This window comes from Candidatus Pseudomonas phytovorans (genome assembly GCA_029202525.1).
Lineage (GTDB): Bacteria > Pseudomonadota > Gammaproteobacteria > Pseudomonadales > Pseudomonadaceae > Aquipseudomonas > Aquipseudomonas phytovorans.
In genome coordinates, this window is sequence record CP119325.1 from 976,844 (window position 1) to 996,581 (window position 19,738).

The 19,738-nt window shown below is 64.4% G+C and carries 17 protein-coding genes; 6 read left to right on the forward strand and 11 right to left on the reverse strand.

Features of this window, described 5'->3' with window-relative positions; translation table 11 throughout:
• Positions 1–59: 59 nt before the first annotated feature.
• From phaC to gshB, 11 genes are all read right to left on the reverse strand, one after another.
• A complete protein-coding gene (gene phaC / locus P0Y58_04270; protein ID WEK31418.1) occupies positions 60–1,739 on the reverse strand; it encodes a class II poly(R)-hydroxyalkanoic acid synthase in 1,680 nt (559 codons plus the stop codon).
• A 268-nt stretch (positions 1,740–2,007) separates the two neighbouring features.
• Positions 2,008–2,385 (reverse strand): DUF971 domain-containing protein, encoded by a 378-nt coding sequence (locus P0Y58_04275; protein WEK33274.1) that lies wholly within the window; start codon positions 2,383–2,385, stop codon positions 2,008–2,010.
• Between the two features lie 172 nt (positions 2,386–2,557).
• On the reverse strand, positions 2,558–3,901 hold the full coding sequence (gene hslU, locus P0Y58_04280; GenBank protein WEK31419.1) for an ATP-dependent protease ATPase subunit HslU: 1,344 nt from the start codon (positions 3,899–3,901) through the stop codon (positions 2,558–2,560).
• A gap of 76 nt (positions 3,902–3,977) precedes the next feature.
• Complete coding sequence (gene hslV / locus P0Y58_04285) at positions 3,978–4,508, reverse strand: ATP-dependent protease subunit HslV (GenBank protein WEK31420.1); 531 nt, start codon at positions 4,506–4,508, stop codon at positions 3,978–3,980.
• 213 nt (positions 4,509–4,721) lie between these two features.
• A complete protein-coding gene (locus tag P0Y58_04290; GenBank protein ID WEK31421.1) occupies positions 4,722–5,993 on the reverse strand; it encodes a dihydroorotase in 1,272 nt (423 codons plus the stop codon).
• A complete protein-coding gene (locus P0Y58_04295; protein WEK31422.1) occupies positions 5,990–6,994 on the reverse strand; it encodes an aspartate carbamoyltransferase catalytic subunit in 1,005 nt (334 codons plus the stop codon). Before P0Y58_04295 ends, P0Y58_04290 begins: the two co-directional genes overlap by 4 nt.
• Positions 6,995–7,006: 12 nt before the next feature.
• Positions 7,007–7,525 carry a bifunctional pyr operon transcriptional regulator/uracil phosphoribosyltransferase PyrR gene (pyrR, locus tag P0Y58_04300; protein ID WEK31423.1) on the reverse strand — a complete coding sequence of 173 codons (519 nt, stop codon included), beginning with the start codon at positions 7,523–7,525 and terminating at the stop codon, positions 7,007–7,009.
• A gap of 49 nt (positions 7,526–7,574) precedes the next feature.
• Positions 7,575–8,012, reverse strand: a complete 438-nt coding sequence (ruvX, locus tag P0Y58_04305) for a Holliday junction resolvase RuvX (GenBank protein WEK31424.1) — start codon at positions 8,010–8,012, stop codon at positions 7,575–7,577.
• Positions 8,012–8,581 carry a YqgE/AlgH family protein gene (locus P0Y58_04310; GenBank protein ID WEK31425.1) on the reverse strand — a complete coding sequence of 190 codons (570 nt, stop codon included), beginning with the start codon at positions 8,579–8,581 and terminating at the stop codon, positions 8,012–8,014. The genes ruvX and P0Y58_04310 overlap by 1 nt, the downstream gene beginning before the upstream one ends.
• A 169-nt stretch (positions 8,582–8,750) precedes the next feature.
• Positions 8,751–9,656 (reverse strand): energy transducer TonB, encoded by a 906-nt coding sequence (locus P0Y58_04315; protein WEK31426.1) that lies wholly within the window; start codon positions 9,654–9,656, stop codon positions 8,751–8,753.
• Positions 9,657–9,747: 91 nt separating this feature from the next.
• Complete coding sequence (gene gshB, locus P0Y58_04320; protein ID WEK31427.1) at positions 9,748–10,701, reverse strand: glutathione synthase; 954 nt, start codon at positions 10,699–10,701, stop codon at positions 9,748–9,750.
• 154 nt (positions 10,702–10,855) lie between these two features.
• On the opposite strand from gshB, the gene P0Y58_04325 reads away from it, so the two are divergent.
• The 6 genes from P0Y58_04325 to P0Y58_04350 are packed head-to-tail and all read left to right on the forward strand — an operon-like array spanning position 10,856 to position 19,726.
• Complete coding sequence (locus P0Y58_04325; protein ID WEK31428.1) at positions 10,856–11,257, forward strand: response regulator; 402 nt, start codon at positions 10,856–10,858, stop codon at positions 11,255–11,257.
• Between the two features lie 47 nt (positions 11,258–11,304).
• Positions 11,305–11,670: a twitching motility response regulator PilH gene (gene pilH, locus P0Y58_04330; GenBank protein ID WEK31429.1), complete on the forward strand. Its 366-nt coding sequence runs from the start codon at positions 11,305–11,307 to the stop codon at positions 11,668–11,670.
• Positions 11,667–12,221 (forward strand): chemotaxis protein CheW, encoded by a 555-nt coding sequence (locus P0Y58_04335; protein WEK31430.1) that lies wholly within the window; start codon positions 11,667–11,669, stop codon positions 12,219–12,221. Before pilH ends, P0Y58_04335 begins: the two co-directional genes overlap by 4 nt.
• Positions 12,222–12,268: 47 nt before the next feature.
• On the forward strand, positions 12,269–14,293 hold the full coding sequence (locus P0Y58_04340; protein ID WEK33275.1) for a methyl-accepting chemotaxis protein: 2,025 nt from the start codon (positions 12,269–12,271) through the stop codon (positions 14,291–14,293).
• A gap of 23 nt (positions 14,294–14,316) precedes the next feature.
• Positions 14,317–19,260 (forward strand): Hpt domain-containing protein, encoded by a 4,944-nt coding sequence (locus tag P0Y58_04345; protein WEK31431.1) that lies wholly within the window; start codon positions 14,317–14,319, stop codon positions 19,258–19,260.
• Entirely contained in the window at positions 19,253–19,726 is a 474-nt protein-coding gene (locus tag P0Y58_04350) for a chemotaxis protein CheW (protein ID WEK31432.1), read from the forward strand. Before P0Y58_04345 ends, P0Y58_04350 begins: the two co-directional genes overlap by 8 nt.
• Positions 19,727–19,738 lie beyond the last annotated feature (12 nt).

Genomic DNA, 19,738 nt, shown 5'->3' on the forward strand with positions numbered 1-19,738 from the left:
GCGTGACTCTTGGGTGAAGTAAACACCGTGGCGCCTGCAGAGCGCCACGGCGCTGCAGCTCAACGCTCGTGAACGTAGGTGCCAGGGGCGGCCTCGCCAGCAGCGTAGGCACGGTTGCCCAAGCGGGTTGGCGCTTTTTTCAGCTCACCGGCGCGCTCGCCCAGCCAGCTTTGCCAGTGCAGCCACCAGGAGTCAGCGTGCTTGGTGGCGTTTTCCTGCCAGGCCAACGGATCACCCGGGCGATCGGCACCGGTCATGAAGCGCGACTTGGGGTTGCCCGGCGGGTTGAGGATGCTCTGGATGTGGCCGCTGTTGGACAACACGAACTCGATCTTGCCGCCGAACAGGTGCGCCGAGCGGTAGCACGACTGCCAGGGGGTGATGTGGTCGTTGGTGCCGGCAACGCTGAAGATGTCGCACTGCACGTTCTTCAGGTTGATAGGGGTGCCGCACACTTCCAGTGCATCTGCACGGGTAAGCGGGTTGGTCTTGAACATTTCGATCAGGTCGCCGTGAAAGGCGGCCGGCAGCCGTGTGGTGTCGTTGTTCCAGAACAGGATGTCGAACACCGGCGGCTCGTTGCCGAGCAGGTAGTTGTTGACCCAGTAGTTCCAGATCAGGTCGTTGGGCCGCATCCAGGCAAACACTTTGGCCATGTCGCTGCCTTCGAGCACGCCGGCCTGGTAGGAGTGGCGCTTGGCGGCCTCCAGGGTTTGCTCATCGCCGAACAGCGCCACCTGGTTGTCCATGGTGGTGTCCAGCACGCTGACCAGCAGGGTCAGGGCGTTCACCTTGTGTTCGCCCTGCGCGGCATAGTGGCCCACCAGGGCCGTGCAGGTAATGCCGCCCGAGCAAGCACCGAGCATGTTCAGGTCCTTGCTGCCGGTGATTGCCAGCACCGCGTCGACTGCCTCTTTCAACGCATCGATGTAGGTGGACAAGCCCCATTCGCGCTGGGCTTTGGTGGGGTTGCGCCAGCTGATGATGAAGGTTTGTTGCTGCGAGCGCAGGCAGTAGCGCGCCAGGCTCTTTTCCGGGCTCAGGTCGAATACGTAGAACTTGTTGATCTGCGGTGGTACCACCAGCAGCGGGCGGGCATGCACCTGCTCGGTGATGGGGCTGTACTGGATCAGCTCCAGCACATCGTTGCGGTACACCACTGCACCTTCGCTGGTGCCCAGGTTCTTGCCCACTTCGAAGGCGTCCATGTTCACCTGGCTGGGCATGCCACCGTTGTTTACCATGTCCTTGGCCAGGTTGGACAGGCCATCGAGCAGGCTCTTGCCACCGGTTTCGAAGAAGCGTTTGACCGCTGCCGGGTTGGACAAGGTATTGGTCGGCGCCATGGCTTCGGTCATCAGGGTGATGACGAATTGGCCCCGGCTGATGTCCTGGGGTGGCAGGTCGCTGCTGCCGATCCAGTCCTGCAGCTCCTTGCGCCAGGCCAGGTAGGTTTGCAGGTAGCGGCGGTACAGCGGGTTGTTGTTCCAGGCCGGGTCGTTGAACCGGCGGTCGTCGCTTTCCGGGGCCAGGCTGGATTTGCCCAGCAGCACGTTCTTCAGTTCCAGGCCAAAGTGGGCCACATGCTTGGCGCTGTGCAGCGGTTGGCGCACGGCCTGGCGTAGCACGGTGCGTGCCGAACTCAACAGGTCCTTGCGGCGAATGCCGATGACCGGGTTCAGCCCCAGGGTGTTTTCCGAGGCCTGCCGCTGCAGCTCATCGTTGTTCTTGTTACTCATCTACGACGCTCCGTTGTCCTGAGACGAGTACCGGTTGCTGTGACAGGTGCACAGTTCTGAGCCCGGTACTGCTACTCGGGTGACCAGTGATAAGGAACAGCGGTGCTGCGGGGGTTCTGACTGCCTGCAAAGTGATGCAGGGAACTTGCCACACCCATTGGTTACCCGACTTTCATGTAATGCGCAAGACAGCCCTTCACTGGGCTGTCTGTAAGTCATTCAAACAGATGAATTTAGAAAATGCGCTCTAAACCCTGAAGACCTTGCGCTAGAGCATGAGTTTGACCACCGATTCGGCCGGGTCGCGGGATTTTCCGGCCTTGTGCAGCTCGTCGAGGTATTCGGCCCACAGCTGCTCCTGGCGCAGGCACAGCTGCTCCAGGTATTCCCAGGTGAACAGGCCGCTGTCATGGCCGTCGTCGAAGGTCAGTTTCAGTGCATATTGGCCGGCGGGTTCCAGGCCGACCAGGCCGACGTTGATTTTGCCAAATTGCAGGATGGGGTTGCCGTGGCCCTGGACCTCGGCGGAGGGGGAGTGCACGCGCAGGAGTTCGGCGGGCAGGTGGTAGACCTCGCCGGGGGCGTAGGTGAGGGTGAGGGTTTTCGAGGCTTTGTGCAGGTTGATGGCGGTGGGCAGGCGGGCCATGGCTGGAATCTCTCGGTAGCTGATGAAGCACAGCTTCTGGAGATTTTGGGGAATGTGCAAGGGGGGCTGCTTTGCAGCCCATCGCGACGCAAGGCCGCTCCTACAGGAAATTGCGGCCCCCTGTAGGAGCGGCCTTGTGTCGCGAAAGGGCCGCAAAGCGGCCCCTGCGGTCTTACAGGATGTAACGCGACAGGTCTTCGTTCTGCGCCAGCTCACCCAGGTGGCTGTTCACATAGGCAGCGTCGATCTGAATCGGCGCTTCGTCATGGGTGCTGGCCAGGTCGCCAGCGCTGAACGACACCTCTTCGAGCAAACGCTCAAGCAGGGTGTGCAGGCGGCGGGCACCGATGTTCTCGGTCTTTTCGTTGACCTGGTAGGCAATCTCGGCCAGGCGCTTGATACCGTCACCGAGAAACTCGATGTTCAGGCCTTCGGTTTTCAGCAGGGCCTGATACTGCTCGGTCAGCGACGCGTGCGGCTCTTGCAGGATGCGCTCGAAGTCTTCCGGGGTCAGTGCCTTGAGTTCCACACGAATCGGCAGGCGACCTTGCAGCTCGGGTACCAGGTCGCTCGGCTTGCTCAGGTGGAACGCACCCGAGGCAATGAACAGGATGTGGTCGGTCTTGACCATGCCCAGCTTGGTATTGACGGTGCAACCTTCGATCAGCGGCAGCAGGTCGCGCTGCACGCCTTCACGGGAAACGTCGGCACCACCAACATTGCCACGCTTGGCAACCTTGTCGATCTCGTCGATGAACACGATGCCGTGCTGCTCGACCGCTTCCAGGGCCTTGGCCTTGAGCTCTTCCTCGTTGACCAGGCGGCTCGCTTCTTCATCGCGAACCATCTTCAGCGCTTCTTTCACCTTCAGCTTGCGTGCCTTGCGCTTGCCCTTGCCCATATTGGCAAACAGGCTCTGCAGCTGGTTGGTCATTTCTTCCATGCCGGGCGGGGCGGCAATTTCGACGCCCACGGCATCGGCCACTTCGATCTCGATTTCCTTGTCGTCCAGCTGGCCTTCGCGCAGGCGCTTGCGGAACAGCTGGCGGGTGTTGGAATCGCTGCTGGTCTGGGCGGCTTCTTCGCTGAAGCTGGTCACCCGGGCCTGCGGCAGCAGGGCATCGAGGATACGGTCTTCAGCGGCGTCTTCGGCGCGGTGGCGCACGTTGATGATCTCTTGCTCGCGCAGCATCTTCAGCGCTGCATCGGCCAGGTCACGGATGATCGACTCGACGTCGCGGCCCACGTAGCCCACTTCGGTGAACTTGGTGGCTTCGACCTTGAGGAACGGCGCGTTGGCCAGTTTGGCCAGGCGGCGGGCGATTTCGGTCTTGCCGACGCCGGTAGGGCCGATCATCAGGATGTTCTTCGGCGTTACTTCGGCGCGCAGCTCGGCAGGCAGCTGCATCCGGCGCCAGCGGTTGCGCAGGGCAATGGCCACGGCGCGCTTGGCGTCGTCCTGGCCGATGATGTGGCGGTTGAGTTCGTGGACGATCTCGCGGGGGGTCATGGACATGGTCAATAGGGGCCTTGGGCAGATGAGTCAGCGTGGAAAAGCCCCTTCACCGGGAAGAGGCGCCAGAGCAGCTGAATCAGTCGGCCAGGTCCTGCTCCTCGATGGTCAGGTTGTGGTTGGTGAATACGCAGATGTCGCCGGCGATGTTCAGGGCGGTTTCAGCGATTTCGCGGGCCGAAAGGTCGGTCTTGTTCAGCAGGGCGCGGGCTGCGGCCTGGGCATAGGCGCCACCGGAACCCATGGCGATCAGGCCGTCTTCGGGTTCGACCACGTCACCGTTGCCGGTGATGATCAGGGAGGCGTCCTTGTTGGCCACGGCCAGCATGGCCTCCAGGCGGCTCAGGGAACGGTCGGTACGCCACTCCTTGGCCAGCTCGACGGCGGCGCGAACCAGATGGCCCTGGTGTTTTTCCAGCTGCCCTTCGAAGCGCTCGAACAGGGTGAAGGCGTCGGCGGTGGCACCGGCGAAGCCTGCAATGACCTGGCCGTGGTACAGGCGACGCACTTTCTTGGCGTTGCCTTTCATCACGGTGTTGCCGAGGGATACCTGGCCGTCGCCGCCCATGACGACTTTGCCGTTACGGCGGACAGAAACGATGGTGGTCAAGGGGAGAGTCTCCACGCAGCGGGGCGAAAGTGCCTGATGCAGACTCATATGGGGGTGGGGGGGAAGATTTCAACCGTGGGGGATGAATGGTCAGTGTTCTCCTGCGCTGGCCTCATCGCCGGCAAGCCAGCTCCCACAGGAACACCACAGGCCTTGAGGGCAGTGATTTCCTGTGGGAGCTGGCTTGCCGGCGATGAGGCCAGTGAGGGTTACTCAGGCCTCGTGGCAAACGTGCCCATCGACCAAGGTATAACGCACGGCGCCCGGCAGGCAGTGGCCGATGAACGGGCAGTTCTCGCCACGCGAGAACCACTGCTCGCCGGCAACCGTCGAGGCTTGCGGGTCGAACAGCACCAGGTCGGCCGCACCACCCACTTTCAGCTCACCGGCCGGAAGGCGCAGGGCCGCAGCCGGGCCGCTGCTCAGGCGGGCGAGCAAGGTCGGCAGGTCGAGCAGGCCGTCCTGCACCAGGGTCATGGCCAGTGGCAGCAGCAGCTCGACACTGCTGATACCCGGCTCCGTGGCGCCGAACGGGGCAAGCTTGGCGTCGCGCTCATGCGGCTGGTGATGGCTGGAAATTGCCTGGATCACGCCCGATTTGACTGCGGCGCGCAGGCCATCCCGGTCTTTGGCGGTGCGCAGCGGCGGTTGCACGTGGTACAGGCTGGAAAACTCGCGCAGCGACTCATCGGTGAGGATCAGCTGGTACAGCGCCACATCGGCGGTTACCGGCAGGCCGAGTTCCTGGGCCTGGGCGATCAGCCTTGCGCCACGGGCGCTGGTGATCTGGCTGAAATGCGCACGCACGCCGCTCTGCTCGACCAGCAGCAGGTTGCGCGCCAGGGCGACGGTCTCGGCGGTTTCCGGGATGCCCGGCAGGCCAAGGAAGCTGGCCATGGCACCTTCATGGGCCAGGCCGCCTTGGGCCAGGTCCTGGTCCTGGGAGTGGAACACCACTGTCAGGTCGAAAGTGGCGGCGTACTCCAGGGCGCGGGCCAGGGTACGGTTGTTGGGGATTTGTTTCAGGCCGTTGCCGAAGGCCACGCAACCGGTGTCGCGCAGGGCCACCAGTTCGGCCAGCTGCTCGCCTTCAAGGCCTTTGGTCAGGGCGCCGATCGGGTAGACCTTGCTGTTGGCGGCCTCGCGGGCGCGGTCCAGAATCAGCTCGGCCACCGCTGAGGTGTCCAGCACAGGCTTGGTCTGCGGCGGGCAGCACAGGCTGGTGACACCGCCGGCCACGGCCGCGCGGGTTTCGCTGGCGATGTTGCCTTTGCGGCTGTAACCCGGCTCACGCAGGGACACGCCAAGGTCGACCAGGCCCGGTGCGGCGACCATGCCATCGGCCTGGATCGTGCGGCTGGCACTGAAACCGGCCGGCGCGGCGCCGATGGCAGCAATGCGGCCACTCTCCAGGTGCAGGTCGGTCACCTGGTCCAGGCCCGTCCTGGGATCGATGACCCGGGCGCCAAGAATACTGATGGTCACTGGGCGTTCTCCTGGTCGAATTGACGTTGCGCGTTCTGCCCGCTCATGGCCATGGACAGCACGGCCATGCGCACGGCGATGCCGTAGGTGACCTGATTGAGGATCACCGAGTGCTTGCCGTCGGCCACGGCCGACTCGATTTCCACGCCACGGTTGATCGGGCCCGGGTGCATGACGATGGCGTCAGGCTTGGCCCCGGCCAGGCGCGCGGTGGTCAGGCCGAACAGGCGGTAGAACTCGCCTTCGCTGGGCAGCAGGCCGCCGGCCATGCGCTCACGCTGCAGGCGCAGCATGATCACCACGTCGACATCCTTGAGGCCTTCGGCGAGATCGGTGTAAACCTTGACGCCGTACTGTTCGATGCCGATCGGGATCAGGGTTTTCGGGCCGATCACGCGGATGTCCGGGCAACCCAGCGCTTTGAGCGCCAGCATGTCGGAGCGGGCCACGCGCGAGTGCAGGATGTCGCCGACGATGGCCACCGAGAGGTTCTCGAAGCTGCCTTTGTGGCGGCGGATGGTGAGCATGTCGAGCATGCCCTGGGTCGGGTGCGCGTGGCGGCCGTCACCGCCGTTGATCACGGCAACGTCCGGGCACACGTGCTCGGCGATGAAGTGCGCGGCGCCAGAGTCGGAATGGCGGACGACGAACATGTCGGCGGCCATGGCTTCCAGGTTGCGCAGGGTGTCGAACAGCGTCTCGCCCTTGCTGGTCGAGGAGGTCGACACGTTCAGGCTGATCACGTCGGCAGACAGGCGCTGGGCCGCCAGCTCAAAGGTGGTGCGGGTACGGGTCGAGTTCTCGAAGAACACGTTGCACACGGTCTTGCCGCGCAGCAGCGGGACTTTCTTCACGGCCCGGGCACCGACTTCCAGGAAGGAGTCGGCGGTGTCGAGGATCTCGGTCAGCAGTTCGCGGGGCAAACCGTCGAGCGAGAGGAAGTGGCGCAGCTGGCCCTGATCATTGAGCTGCAGCGGGCGCTTGGCGTCGATTGGCGTCATCGCGGGGGACTCTTAAAGGGCGGAAGCGGGGGCGAGGTCCTGGCGCTCGAGGGCGAGCGGTGCGGGTCCGGTCAATTTTACCCGTTCATGGGCGGCCAGCGACAGGGTGGCGCCGAGCACATTCGGGCGGATCGGCAATTCGCCGGCATCCAGATCCAGCAGGCAGACCAGGGTGACGCTGGCCGGGCGGCCGTAATCGAACAGTTCGTTGAGCGCCGCGCGAATGGTACGACCGCTCATCAGCACGTCATCCACCAGCACCAGATGCTGGCCCTCGACCTCGAACGGCAGCTCGGACGGGCGCACTTGAGGGTGCAGGCCGTTCTGGCTGAAGTCGTCGCGGTAGAACGAAACGTCCAGCGTACCCATGGGGCTGGTGTCGCCCATGGCTTCCTGCAGGGCCTGGGCAACCCAGACACCGCCAGTGCGGATACCGATGTAACGGGGCTCGGTGATTGCCCGGCGCGCCAGGTGGGCGCGAAGGTCGACAGCCATCTGCCGAACCAGGTCGGCGGGATTGGGTAGGCTCATTGCGGGCTCCTCGGAAGGGTGCGCCGGGCGGGCCCGGCGGCAAAGATGATCAGGTATTGGCCTCCAGCCAGCCTTGCAGCAACAGTGCCGCGGCGATGGCGTCGACCGGGTTGTCGCGGTAGCTGCCGCGCTGGCCACCACGGGCCATGCGCTCGCCTTTGGCCTCGAAGGTGGTCAGGCGCTCGTCGTGGGTGTGCACGGGCAGGTTGAAACGGCCGTTCAGGCGGCGGGCGAATTTTTCGGCGCGGGCGCTCATTTCGCTGGGTGTGCCGTCCATGTTCAACGGCAGGCCGACGACAATGGCGTCGGGCTTCCATTCGGCAATGAGTTTTTCCACCTGGGCCCAGTCCGGCACGCCGTTCTGCGCCTTCAGGGTGCACAGCTCGCGGGCCTGGCCGGTGATCACCTGGCCGACGGCCACGCCGATCTGTTTGGTGCCGTAGTCGAAACCCAGCAACAGCCGTAGCTCTGGTTGAAGTTCTGCCATCAGGCGTGGCCCGCCTGGCTGGTCAGCAGGTGCAGGTTGATGCCAAGGCTGGCGGCGGCTGCTTCCAGGCGCAGGTCGCTGGCCCGGTCAAAGATGATTTGTGGGTCGAACGGGCAGTTGAGCCAGGCGTTGTCGGCCAGTTCCGCTTCCAGTTGGCCCGCTTCCCAGCCGGCATAACCCAGTGTGATCAGGCTCTGTTTCGGGCCTACCCCTGCGGCAATTGCAAGCAACACATCCTGCGAGGTGGTCAGCGACAGCCCTTCAAGGGCCACCGTGGCCTGGAAGCTGCATTCGCTGCTGTGCAGCACGAAGCCGCGGTCGGTCTGCACCGGGCCACCCTGGTAGATCGGCACCTGCAAGGTGCTGGCCGGCGGCATTTCGTCCGGGCGCAGCTGCTCGAGGATGTCGGACAGGCTCAGCTCCTGCGGCCGGTTGACCACCAGGCCCATGGCCCCATGCTCATTGTGCTCGACGATGTACGTGAGGGTCTGGGCGAAGTTCGGATCGGCCATGTGCGGCATGGCGATCAGGAACTGGTGCTTGAGGTAGCTCGGGGCGAGGGTTTTCATGGGGGATAGTGTGGCGCCAGGTGACGGGGCTGACAAGGTCCGCTTTGTGTCGCTTGTGCCGGCCTCTTCGCGGGCACGCCCGCTCCCACAGGTTCTCCACGAGCTTCCGATCCGGTGTAAATCCTGTGGGAGCGGGCGTGCCCGCGAAAGGGCCGGTGAAGCCAGTAAATCAGTTGCTGGACAAACGGTCGCCACGAGCAAACCGCCAGGTGCGGATAATTTCCAGCCGGTCAAACTCGGCCAGATCCCCGGTAAACGGCGCAAACGGCGCCGCCAGCCGCACGATGCGTTGCGCTGCCTGGTCCAGCAGCGGCTGCCCGGACGATTCCAGCACCAGCACCTCGTACAACGAGCCATCGCGGTTGATTGACACCATCATCCGCAAGTTGCCGTAAATCTGCTGCCGGCGCGCTTCGTCGGGGTAGTTCAGGTTGCCGACCCGTTCGACCTTCTTGCGCCACTCTTCCTTGTACCAGGCGCCCTTGTCGCGCATGGTCGACGCGGCGTTCAAACGGTGGATGCGCGGGCGCTTGGCGTACAGCTGCTGTTCGTTGGAGAGTTCCGCCTCCAGGCTGGCGATCTGGCTGGACAGCTGCGAGCTGTCGAAGTCTGGCACGGGTGCGGCCGGCTTGGGCTGTGCCTTGCTTTCCTTGGGCTTGGGTTCGACCTTCTGCGGCTTGGGCGCAGTGGTCACTACCGCCGACTTCTGCGGGGTAGGGGGTGGTATCACCTCGGGCCTGGCGGCAGGCGGCGGGGTGATCTTGTTGATCTTGCTGTCCTGGAAGGGCGCCAGCTCGGTGGTGGTGGGCACCGCTTTCTTGTCCAGCGTGCCGCTGCCCTGCTGGTTCTCCTGGGCCTGAAAATCGGCCTTCTCCGGCGCCTTCTCGCTCTTGAAGGTGGCCAGGGTGATGTCCATGGTGTGGCGGATTTCGGCAGGTTTGACCACGGTGAAGCCGACGCCAAGAATCAGCGCCAAGTGCACCAGGGCAGCCAGGAACAGGGTAAAGCCGAGCCGGTCCACCGGGCGAACACGGGGAGGCAGCAGGTCGGCAGGGATGTCAGCGGGCAGCGTCATCAGGTATCCAGCAACTGCAGGGCGGGGCAGCAGCTCAGTCGAATAGGACCGGCATCATACCCCACTCTGCAGTTTTGCTTCGCGTTGGCTGTCAGCGCGCCTTGAGCTTGCGATCAATGGCATCCATCAGCTTGCCACCGATATCGGTGTTGTAGGCGGCATCGATCTCGCGGATGCAGGTGGGGCTGGTAACGTTGATTTCGGTGAGGTAATCGCCGATCACGTCCAGCCCCACGAACAGCAGGCCTTTCTCGCGCAGGGTCGGGCCGATCTGGGCGGCGATCCAGCGGTCGCGCTCGGTCAGCGGGCGTGCTTCGCCACGGCCGCCGGCGGCCAGGTTGCCACGGGTCTCGCCGCTGGCCGGAATACGCGCCAGGCAGTAGTCCACCGGCTCGCCATCGATCATCAGGATGCGTTTGTCGCCGTCCTTGATTGCCGGCAGGTAGGCCTGGGCCATGATTTGCTGGGTGCCCAGTGCGGTCAGGGTTTCCAGGATCACCGACAGGTTGGGGTCGCCAGCCCGGTGACGGAAGATCGACGTACCGCCCATGCCATCCAGCGGCTTGAGGATCACGTCGACATGCTTGGCGGCGAACTCGCGAATGATGTCCGGGCGGCGGCTGACCAGCGTCGGCGTGGTGCACTGCGGGAACAGTGTGGCGAACATCTTTTCGTTGCAATCGCGCAGGCTCTGCGGGCGGTTGACCACCAGCACGCCGTCATTTTCGGCCTGCTCCAGCAGGTAAGTGCTGTAGACGAACTCCATGTCGAAGGGCGGATCCTTGCGCATCAGGATGACGTCCAGTTCGGCCAGCGGGCTGTCCTGCTCCTCGCCCAGCTCGAACCAGTGCGCCGCGTCGGCAAACACTTTCAGCGGGCGCATGCGGGCGCGGGCCTTGCTTTCGCCCTGATACAGGTCTTGCTGTTCCATGTAGAACAGGTTCCAGCCGCGGGCCTGGGCGGCCAGCAGCATGGCCAGCGAACTGTCCTTCTTGTAGGAGATGGACGCGATGGGGTCCATGACAATGCCGAGGCGAACGCTCATGGGGTGGTTCCTCTTGGCGGCAGGTGGCCGCGATGGATCGAAAGAAAAGTGGCTCAGGGTGGCGCCGCGAACGCCGCCGGTCAAGGGGCGGCGCAGATGGAATGGCCACCCGGAGTGTGCTAAAAGTGCAGCTAATTTCCATTGGTAGGCGTCTATGGAACAACCCCTGAAGGTGATGGTGATCGACGATTCGCGCACGATCCGCCGCACCGCGCAGATGCTGCTCGGTGAAGCGGGCTGCGAGGTGATCACTGCCAGCGATGGCTTCGATGCCCTGGCCAAGATCGTCGACCACCAGCCCAGCATCATCTTTGTCGATGTGCTGATGCCGCGCCTGGACGGCTACCAGACCTGTGCCGTGATCAAGCACAACAGTGCTTTCAAGGACACCCCGGTGATTCTGCTGTCGTCGCGCGACGGGCTGTTCGACAAGGCCCGCGGCCGGGTGGTCGGCTCTGATCAGTTCCTGACCAAACCGTTCAGCAAGGAAGAGCTGCTCGACGCGATCCGTGCCCATGTGCCCGGGTTTACCGCGCCTCAACAACACGCACCCTGACCGCGCCCCGCCATGGCACGGCCTTACTTTCCTGATGGGGAAACAGCATGGCCCGAGTTCTGATTGTCGACGACTCGCCGACAGAGATGTACAAATTGGCCGGATGGCTTGAAAAGCACGGTCATGAGGTGCTCAAAGCCAGCAACGGTGCCGATGGCGTGGCGTTGGCCCGCCAGGCAAAGCCCGATGCCGTGTTGATGGACATTGTCATGCCTGTTCTCAACGGCTTCCAGGCGACCCGGCAATTGAGCAAGGATCCCGAGACCAGCGCCATTCCAGTATTGGTCGTTACCACCAAAGACCAGGAAACTGATCGCATTTGGGCAAAGCGCCAAGGCGCGCGGGGTTTCGTGACCAAACCGGTGGAAGAAGACGATCTGATCGCCAAGCTCCAAGAAGTGCTGGGCGCTTGACCACCCGCCCGCAGGGCGCGTCGCTGACCGCCTTCGAGCTGTTGCTGGACATTGACCGGCGCTGCCGCCTGCTGGTTGCCGACCAACCGCCGCAGGACAACCGCCTGCAACAGTGGAGCGGTATTGGTTTTCGCATTGCCGGGCAGTGGTTCGTCGCGCCCATGGGCGAAGTGGCCGAGGTGCTGCGCGAGCCGCGCAGCAGCCGCGTCCCAGGTGTGCAGCCATGGGTGTGCGGTGTAGCCAACCTGCGTGGCCGGTTGTTGCCGGTGATGGACCTGAGCAGCTTCTTCGGCCTGGGTCACGTCGCCCCGGGCAAGCAACGGCGGGTGCTGGTGCTGGACCACGAGGCCTTGTTCGTCGGCCTGTTGGTGGACGAGGTACTGGGCTTGCAGCACTTTGCCTTGGACAGCCTGCAGCTTTCGCCGCCGCAGCCACTGATCCACGCTGCTGCACGGTTTGTGCAGGGGCATTTCCCGCGCGAACGCAATTGGGCGATTTTCAGCCCCTTCGCCCTGGCCCAGGCGCCGGGCTTTCTTGATGTGGCGTTATAGGACCTGCGAACGTGAACAAGCCTGCCACCTCTGTCACCGCAACCACGGTGAGCCCACGTACCCGCAGCATCGCGCAGATCACTGTGCTGTTCCTGATTCTGATCTTGTCGATCATCCTGTTGTTCGCCAACTTCGCGTACCTGAACACCCAATCCAACTACGACAAGCAGTACATCGGCCATGCCGGCGAACTGCGGGTGCTGTCGCAACGCATCGCCAAGAACGCCACCGAAGCGGCCGCTGGCAAGGCTCTGGCCTTCAAGCTGCTATCGGATGCGCGCAATGATTTCGAACGGCGTTGGGGCTACCTGCGTCAGGGTGACAAGTCCACCGGCCTGCCGCCCGCGCCGCCCACGGTCCGTGACGAGATGGAGTCGGTACGCCGCGACTGGGAAAACCTGCGCAAGAACACCGACACCATCCTGGCCAGCGAGCAGACCGTGCTGTCGCTGCACCAAGTGGCGGCGACGCTGGCCGAAACCGTGCCGCAGTTGCAGGTGGAATACGAAAAAGTGGTCGAGATCCTGCTGCAAAGCGGCGCTCCGGCCGCCCAGGTGGCGGTCGCCCAGCGCCAGCTGTTGCTGGCCGAGCGCATTCTGGGTTCGGTCAACACTGTGCTGGCCGGTGACGATACTGCAGCCCAGGCAGCCGATGCCTTTGGCCGCGATGCCGGGCGCTTTGGCCAGGTGCTGGAAGGCATGCTCAGCGGCAACGCGGCAATCCAGGTAACCCGCGTCGAAGACGCCGACGCCCGCGCGCGCCTGGCCGAGATCGCTGAACTGTTCCAGTTTGTCGCAGGCTCCGTGGATGAAATCCTCGAAACCTCGCCCGAACTGTTCCGCGTACGCGAGGCAGCAGGCAACATCTTCAGCTTGTCGCAAACCCTGCTCGACGAAGCGTCGCACCTGGCCAACAGTTTCGAAAACCTGGCCGGTGGGCGCACTCTCGACACAGTGGGCGGCTACGCCCTGGGCCTGCTGGCACTGGCCTCGATCATCCTCATCGGCCTGGTCATGGTGCGTACCACAAACCGCCAGCTGCGCGAGACGGCGGAAAAGAACGAACGCAACCAGCAGGCGATCATGCGCCTGCTCGACGAAATCGAAGAGCTGGCTGATGGCGACCTGACCGTGACCGTATCGGTGACCGAAGACTTCACTGGCGCCATTGCCGACTCGATCAACTATTCCGTGGACCAGCTGCGCGATCTGGTCGCCACCATCATTCACAGCGCCGTGCAGGTCGCCGCTGCCGTGCAGGACACGCAAAACACCGCTCGCCAGCTGGCCAAGGCCTCGGAGCACCAGGCCGATCAGATCAGCGAGGCCTCCGAGGCGGTCGGCGACATGGTCGAGTCGATCGATCGAGTATCGGCGCATGCCTACGAATCGGCCAAGGTGGCCGAACGCTCGGTGGCCATCGCCAACAAGGGTAACGAGGTGGTGCACAACACCATCAATGGCATGGACAACATTCGCGAGCAGATCCAGGACACCGCCAAGCGGATCAAACGCCTGGGTGAGTCTTCCCAGGAAATCGGCGACATTGTCAGTCTGATCGACGACATTGCTGACCAAACCAACATTCTTGCCCTCAACGCGGCGATCCAGGCCTCGCTGGCTGGTGAGGCCGGCCGTGGTTTTGCGGTGGTTGCCGACGAGGTGCAGCGCCTGGCCGAGCGCTCGTCCTCGGCCACCCGCCAGATAGAGGCGCTGGTGCGCACCATTCAGGCCGACACCAACGAGGCCGTGATCTCCATGGAGCAAACCACCGCCGAAGTGGTGCGCGGCGCCCGCCTGGCCCAGGATGCCGGCGTGGCGCTGGCCGAGATCGAAGGGGTATCGCAGAACCTGGCCGATCTTATCCACAGCATCTCTGATGCTGCCCAACTGCAGACCTCGTCGGCCGGGCAGATCTCCCACACCATGGCAGTCATCCAGCAGATTACCGCGCAGACCTCCGCCGGCTCCGGAGCCACTGCCGACAGCATCCGCCACCTGGCCCGTATGGCCAGCGAGATGCGCCGTTCGGTCTCCGGTTTCACCCTGCCGCCACCTGCTGAACCGAAGTGAAGCGCCGCGCTGAGGAAGTGCCCATGGCATCTGTTGCTTTAAGCCCCGAGCGTCACGACACGGTGGCGCTGGCCTGGACAAAGGCTGCCATCCTCGACTGCCTGGGGCAGGCGCGCCAAGCGCTGGAGCGTTTTGCCGGGGAACCCGGCGACCTGTCGATACTGGCCTTCGTGGTCGACAACCTGCACCAGGTGCATGGCTGCCTACGTATGCTTGAGCTGCGAGGTGCGACGCGCCTGGCCGAAGAACTGGAGCTGTTCGCCAAGGCCCTGGCCGACGGCCAGGTGAGCCCACGGGGTGATTGCCTGGGTGCGTTGTTCCGCGGCCTGGAGCAGTTGCCCTCATACCTGGAGCGTTTGCGCGGTGCCCGCCACGACCTGCCATTGGTGATGCTGCCGCTGCTCAACCAACTGCGCGCCTGCCGTGGCATCGAGCCGCTGGCCCAGGCCAGCCTGATCAGCGGCGCAGCGCAGCGCTTTGCCGGCTCTGACGACCTGGCCAACCTCGACCTGTCGCTGGGCAACTGGCGCGATCAGTTGCAGGCCGGGCCGGGCCGCGATGCCCTGCGCTCGGTGGTGACCGCGCTGTGCGACGACCTAATGCGCATAAAGGAGCGCCTGGACCAGTTCGTGCGCAGCGACCGCCAGCACAACGAGCAGCTCGATGCCCTGCTGGCGCCGCTGCGCCACGTGGCTGACACCTTGGCTGTGCTGGGTTTCCAGCAACCACGGCGTGTGATCATCGACCAGGTGCTGGCGCTGCAGGCCCTGGCCCAGGGTGAGCGAGCGGTGGACGACGCGGTGTTGATGGATGTAGCGGGTGCCCTGCTGTATGTGGAGGCCTCGCTGAACGGCATGGTCGGCCCGCTGGAAGAAAACGGCCAGGGCGGCCTGCCGGGTTCGGACCTGGCCGAGATCCGCCAGCTGGTGCTGAACGAGTCGCTGAACGTGTTGCAGCAGGCCAAGGACCTGATCGGCGATTATGTGGAGTCCGACTGGCCCCGGCAGCGGTTGCAACCCTTGCCCGGGCTGCTGCAGCAGGTGCGCGGGGCGTTGGCCATGTTGATGCTACCCGCCGTGGCCGAGCTGCTTGCCGGCTGCGCAAGCTATGCACAGCGTTGGTTGCAGCATCTGGAGGAGGAACCGCCCGCCGATGAGCTGGCCCACTTGGCCGAGGCCCTGAGCGCCGTTGAATGTTACCTGCAGTGGCGGGTGGCCGACCCGCTTGCCGATGGCCAGCCGTTCATCGACAGGGCGCGTGGCAGCCTGGCGGCGTTGGGCGTGTACTGTGCGCAGGCTGACGCTCAAACGGGCCAGGACGCCAATGGCGATGGCATCGATGACGAGCTGCGCGAGGTGTTCCTCGAAGAAGCGGGCGAATTGTTGCCGGATATTGAGCGCCACTGGCTACGCTGGCGTGCCGACAACCAGCAGCGCGGGGCACTGGAGGAAGTGCGCCGTGCGCTGCATACGCTCAAAGGCAGTGGCCGCATGGTGCATGCCGAAGCGGTAGCCGAACTGGCCTGGGGCGCCGAGCACCTGCTGAACCGGGTGCTGGAGGGCCGCAGCGTGCTTAGCCCGGAAGGCGTGGTGGCCCTGCAACAAGCGTTCGTCCATCTGCCCGATCTGCTGGCCGACTTTGCCGCCGGCCAACTGCCGCAACTGACCGAAATCGAACAGCTGGCGGGGCATCTGCATGCCCTGGCTGAAAACGACGCACCGGCGGCGGCCAGTATCGATGGCCTCGATCCACAGTTGCTGGATATCTTCCGCAGTGAGGCGCATGGCCATCTGGCTAGCCTCGATGATTTCCTGCAGGGCGCCGACGGCCACGACACACCGGTCAGCGATGGCCTGCAACGTGCCCTGCACACACTCAAAGGCAGTGCCGCCATGGCCGGGGTAATGCCGGTCGCCGAACTGGCCACTGCCTTCGACCGCCTGGCCCGGGAATACAAGGGCCACCAATTACCACTGCAAATGGCCGAGATCGAATGGCTGGAAGCCGCGCGCTCGCTGTTCCATCTCGGCCTGGCGCAACTCGACAGTACACCACTGGCAGCCATCCCTGGTGCCGCAGAGCTGATCGAAACGGTTGGCCAGGCCGTCGATAGCCACTTGGCCAGCGTGCACGACGACCCGCAGCATGCCCGGCGCAGCAAGCGCGACCCGCAGCTGATTGCCAGCTTCCTCGCCCAGGCCATGGACACTCTGCTGGATGCCGAGTCGTTGCTGTCGCGCTGGCAGCAACAGCCCGGCCAGCGGGACGCCCTGGATACTCTGCTTGACCAGATGACTACCCTGGGCCACGCCGCGCACCTGGCCGACTTGTGGCAGATGGATGACGTGTGCGAGGCCTTGCTGGACCTGTATGGCGCGGTGGAGGAGGGCAGCCTGCCCGCTGATTCACGGTTTTTCACCCAGATGCAGCGCGGCCATGAAGCCCTGCTGGACATGCTCGACGAAGTGGCCGCCGGGCAGGACATCGTGTCACGGCCGGAGCTGGTCGACAGCCTGCGTAATCTGCTGGACCAGGCCCTGGCACCGGATGCCACCGGCCTTGTGGGTATCGACACGGTCACACCGCTGCACCCGGACATGGACCTGACCGATACCCTGGGGCTGTCGCATGACACGTTGCTGCCAGAGGTGGTCGAGTCACTGCCTGACGCGCCGGAAAGCCCCGGCCAAGAGCTGCTGGAAGTGTTCCTTGAAGAAAGCTCGGATATCGTCGAGAGCGCCGCCGCGGCCCTGGCGCGCTGGCAGGCCGACCCGCGCAGCAGCGTCGAGGTGGACAACCTCATGCGCGACCTGCACACCCTCAAGGGTGTGGCGCGCATGGTCGAAATTGCCCCGATCGGCGACCTGGCCCACGAGCTGGAATTCCTTTACGAATTGCTGGCTGCCGGGCGTCTGCCGCCGAGCCCGCCACTGTTCGCCCTGTTGCAGAACTGCCATGACCGCCTGGCGCACATGCTTGATGCCGTGCGGCTGGGGCAGCCTTTGCATGCCGCCACGGCGCTGATCGACTATATCCGCAACTTCAGCAGCGCAGCCCTGACCGACAGTGCAGCCGGCCAAGGGCCCGTGGAAGCCGCCGCCAGCGAGATGCCGGCGGCAGCACCAGAGCGGGCGCCAGGCGACATGGTCAAGGTGGATGCCGAGTTGCTTGATGACCTGGGCAACCTGGCGGGTGAACATTCGATCATCCGTGGGCGCATTGAGCAGCAGGTCAACGACGCGCAGTTCACCCTTAACGAGATGGAAACCACCCTGGAGCGCATGCGCGACCAGTTGCTGCGCCTGGACATCGAGACCCAAGGGCGGATTTCCAGCCGCCAGCCATTCGAAAGCGATGCCTACGACGACTTCGACCCCCTGGAAATGGACCGCCATTCGCAGTTGCAGCAACTGTCGCGGGCCTTGTTCGAGTCTGCCTCGGACTTGCTCGACCTGAAGGAAACCCTCGCCCAGCGCGCCCAGGAGGCCTACAGCCTGCTGCAGCAACAGGCCCGGGTGAACAGCCAGTTGCAGGAAGGCCTGACCGCCACCTTGATGGTGCCCTTCGAACGCCTGGTACCCCGCCTGCAGCGTGTGGTGCGGCAGGTGGCCAGCGAACTGGGCAAGCAGGTGGAACTGGTGGTAGGCAACGCTGAAGGCGAACTGGACCGCAGTGTGCTGGAACGCATGGTGGCGCCGCTGGAGCACATGCTGCGCAACGCTGTCGACCATGGCCTGGAAAGCCGCGAAGCACGCCTGGCCGCCGGCAAACCGGAGCAGGGCACCATCCACCTGAATTTGCTCCACGAAGGTGCCGACATCGTTATCGAAATGACTGACGACGGTGCCGGTGTGCCACTGGACGCGGTACGGCGCAAGGCCATCAAGCGTGGCCTGCTGGACCCGCAGGCGGACTTGAGCGATCACGAGATCCTGCAGTTCATCCTGCGACCGGGGTTTTCCACGGCCGAGAAGATCACCCAGATTTCCGGGCGCGGCCTGGGCATGGATGTGGTGCACGAGGAGGTCAAGCAACTGGGTGGCTCGATGAGCATCGAGTCGGCCCAGGGCAAGGGCGCGCGGTTCCTGATCCGCCTGCCGTTCACCGTGTCGATCAACCGGGCGCTGATGGTGCACCTGGGCGAAGAGCAGTACGCCATCCCGCTCAATACCATCGAGGGCATCGTCCGCGTGCCGCCGGCAGAACTGGCGGCGTGCTATCAGCTGGACTCGCCCCGCTATGTCTACGCCGGCCACGAATACGAACTGCGCTACCTGGGCGAGTTGCTGCAAGGCCTGCCGCGCCCTGCGTTGCTCGGGCAGAGCGTGCCGTTGCCGGTGCTGCTGGTGCATTCCAAGGAGCAATCGTTCGCCATCCAGGCCGACAACCTGTCGCCCAGCCGCGAGATCGTGGTGAAGAGCCTAGGCCCGCAATTTGCTGCGGTTGCAGGGCTGTCGGGGGCAACATTGCTGGGCGATGGCCGGGTAGTGCTGATTCTCGACCTGCTTGGCCAGCTGCGCGGCCAGCAGCGGCGCCTGGCCCGTTTGCCCGGTGGCGGCAGCCAGCGCCAGCTGCTCGGCCCGGCACCACGGCGTGCGTTGCTGGTGATGGTGGTGGATGATTCGGTGACCGTGCGCAAAGTCACCAGCCGCCTGCTGGAACGCCACGGCATGAGCGTGCTTACGGCCAAGGACGGGGTCGATGCCATGGCCCTGCTGGAAGAGCACCGCCCCGACGTGTTGCTGCTGGACATTGAGATGCCACGCATGGACGGCTTCGAGGTGGCCACACGCATTCGCCGTGACGAGCGGCTGAAAGACCTGCCGATCATCATGATTACCTCGCGCACCGGGCAGAAGCACCGCGACCGCGCCATGGCCATCGGCGTCAACGAATACCTGGGCAAGCCGTACCAGGAGTCGCTGCTGCTGCAGAGCATCGCCCATTGGAGCCAGGCCCATGCTTGAACTGATTTCCGGCCAGCGTAGCAGCCTGACCGGGCTGTTGCTGCCGTTGGGAGACCGTACTCTGGTGTTGCCCAACGTGGCAGTTGCCGAGTTGAGCGGGCAGCGCAACCTGGTGTGCCAGCACGGCGACCCCGCCTGGCACCTGGGCTGGATCGACTGGCGCCAACAGCGCCTGCCGCTGATCGGCTTCGAGGCGGCGTGCGGGGGTGAGACACCGTGTGGCGAGCGGGCACGGGTTGTGGTACTCAATGCCTTGGGCGACACCGGGCTGCGCTATCTGGCGCTGCTGCTGCAGGACATACCGCGTTCTTGCAAGCTCGATAGCCAGCTGAATTATGTGGATGTGGCGCTGGGGCGGCTGGAACTGGCGGCGGTGCAGGTGGGTGAGCAGGTGGCGCGGGTGCCAGACCTGGTGGCGCTGGAGAGGCTGGTGCGTGACGCCGAACTGCAACCTGACCTTGGGTAGGATGCAAGGCAC

Bases quoted from the DNA above. Each gene is read 5' to 3' on its own strand.
- P0Y58_04275 (WEK33274.1), bottom strand. From the start codon at position 2,385: ATGGCCCGCCTGCCCACCGCCATCAACCTGCACAAAGCCTCGAAAACC.
- gshB (WEK31427.1), bottom strand. From the start codon at position 10,701: ATGAGCGTTCGCCTCGGCATTGTCATGGACCCCATCGCGTCCATCTCC.
- P0Y58_04325 (WEK31428.1), top strand. From the start codon at position 10,856: ATGGAACAACCCCTGAAGGTGATGGTGATCGACGATTCGCGCACGATC.
- P0Y58_04350 (WEK31432.1), top strand. From the start codon at position 19,253: ATGCTTGAACTGATTTCCGGCCAGCGTAGCAGCCTGACCGGGCTGTTG.
- P0Y58_04315 (WEK31426.1), bottom strand. From the start codon at position 9,656: ATGACGCTGCCCGCTGACATCCCTGCCGACCTGCTGCCTCCCCGTGTT.
- P0Y58_04310 (WEK31425.1), bottom strand. From the start codon at position 8,581: ATGAAAACCCTCGCCCCGAGCTACCTCAAGCACCAGTTCCTGATCGCC.
- ruvX (WEK31424.1), bottom strand. From the start codon at position 8,012: ATGGCAGAACTTCAACCAGAGCTACGGCTGTTGCTGGGTTTCGACTAC.
- pyrR (WEK31423.1), bottom strand. From the start codon at position 7,525: ATGAGCCTACCCAATCCCGCCGACCTGGTTCGGCAGATGGCTGTCGAC.
- P0Y58_04295 (WEK31422.1), bottom strand. From the start codon at position 6,994: ATGACGCCAATCGACGCCAAGCGCCCGCTGCAGCTCAATGATCAGGGC.
- P0Y58_04345 (WEK31431.1), top strand. From the start codon at position 14,317: ATGGCATCTGTTGCTTTAAGCCCCGAGCGTCACGACACGGTGGCGCTG.
- pilH (WEK31429.1), top strand. From the start codon at position 11,305: ATGGCCCGAGTTCTGATTGTCGACGACTCGCCGACAGAGATGTACAAA.
- phaC (WEK31418.1), bottom strand. From the start codon at position 1,739: ATGAGTAACAAGAACAACGATGAGCTGCAGCGGCAGGCCTCGGAAAAC.
- hslU (WEK31419.1), bottom strand. From the start codon at position 3,901: ATGTCCATGACCCCCCGCGAGATCGTCCACGAACTCAACCGCCACATC.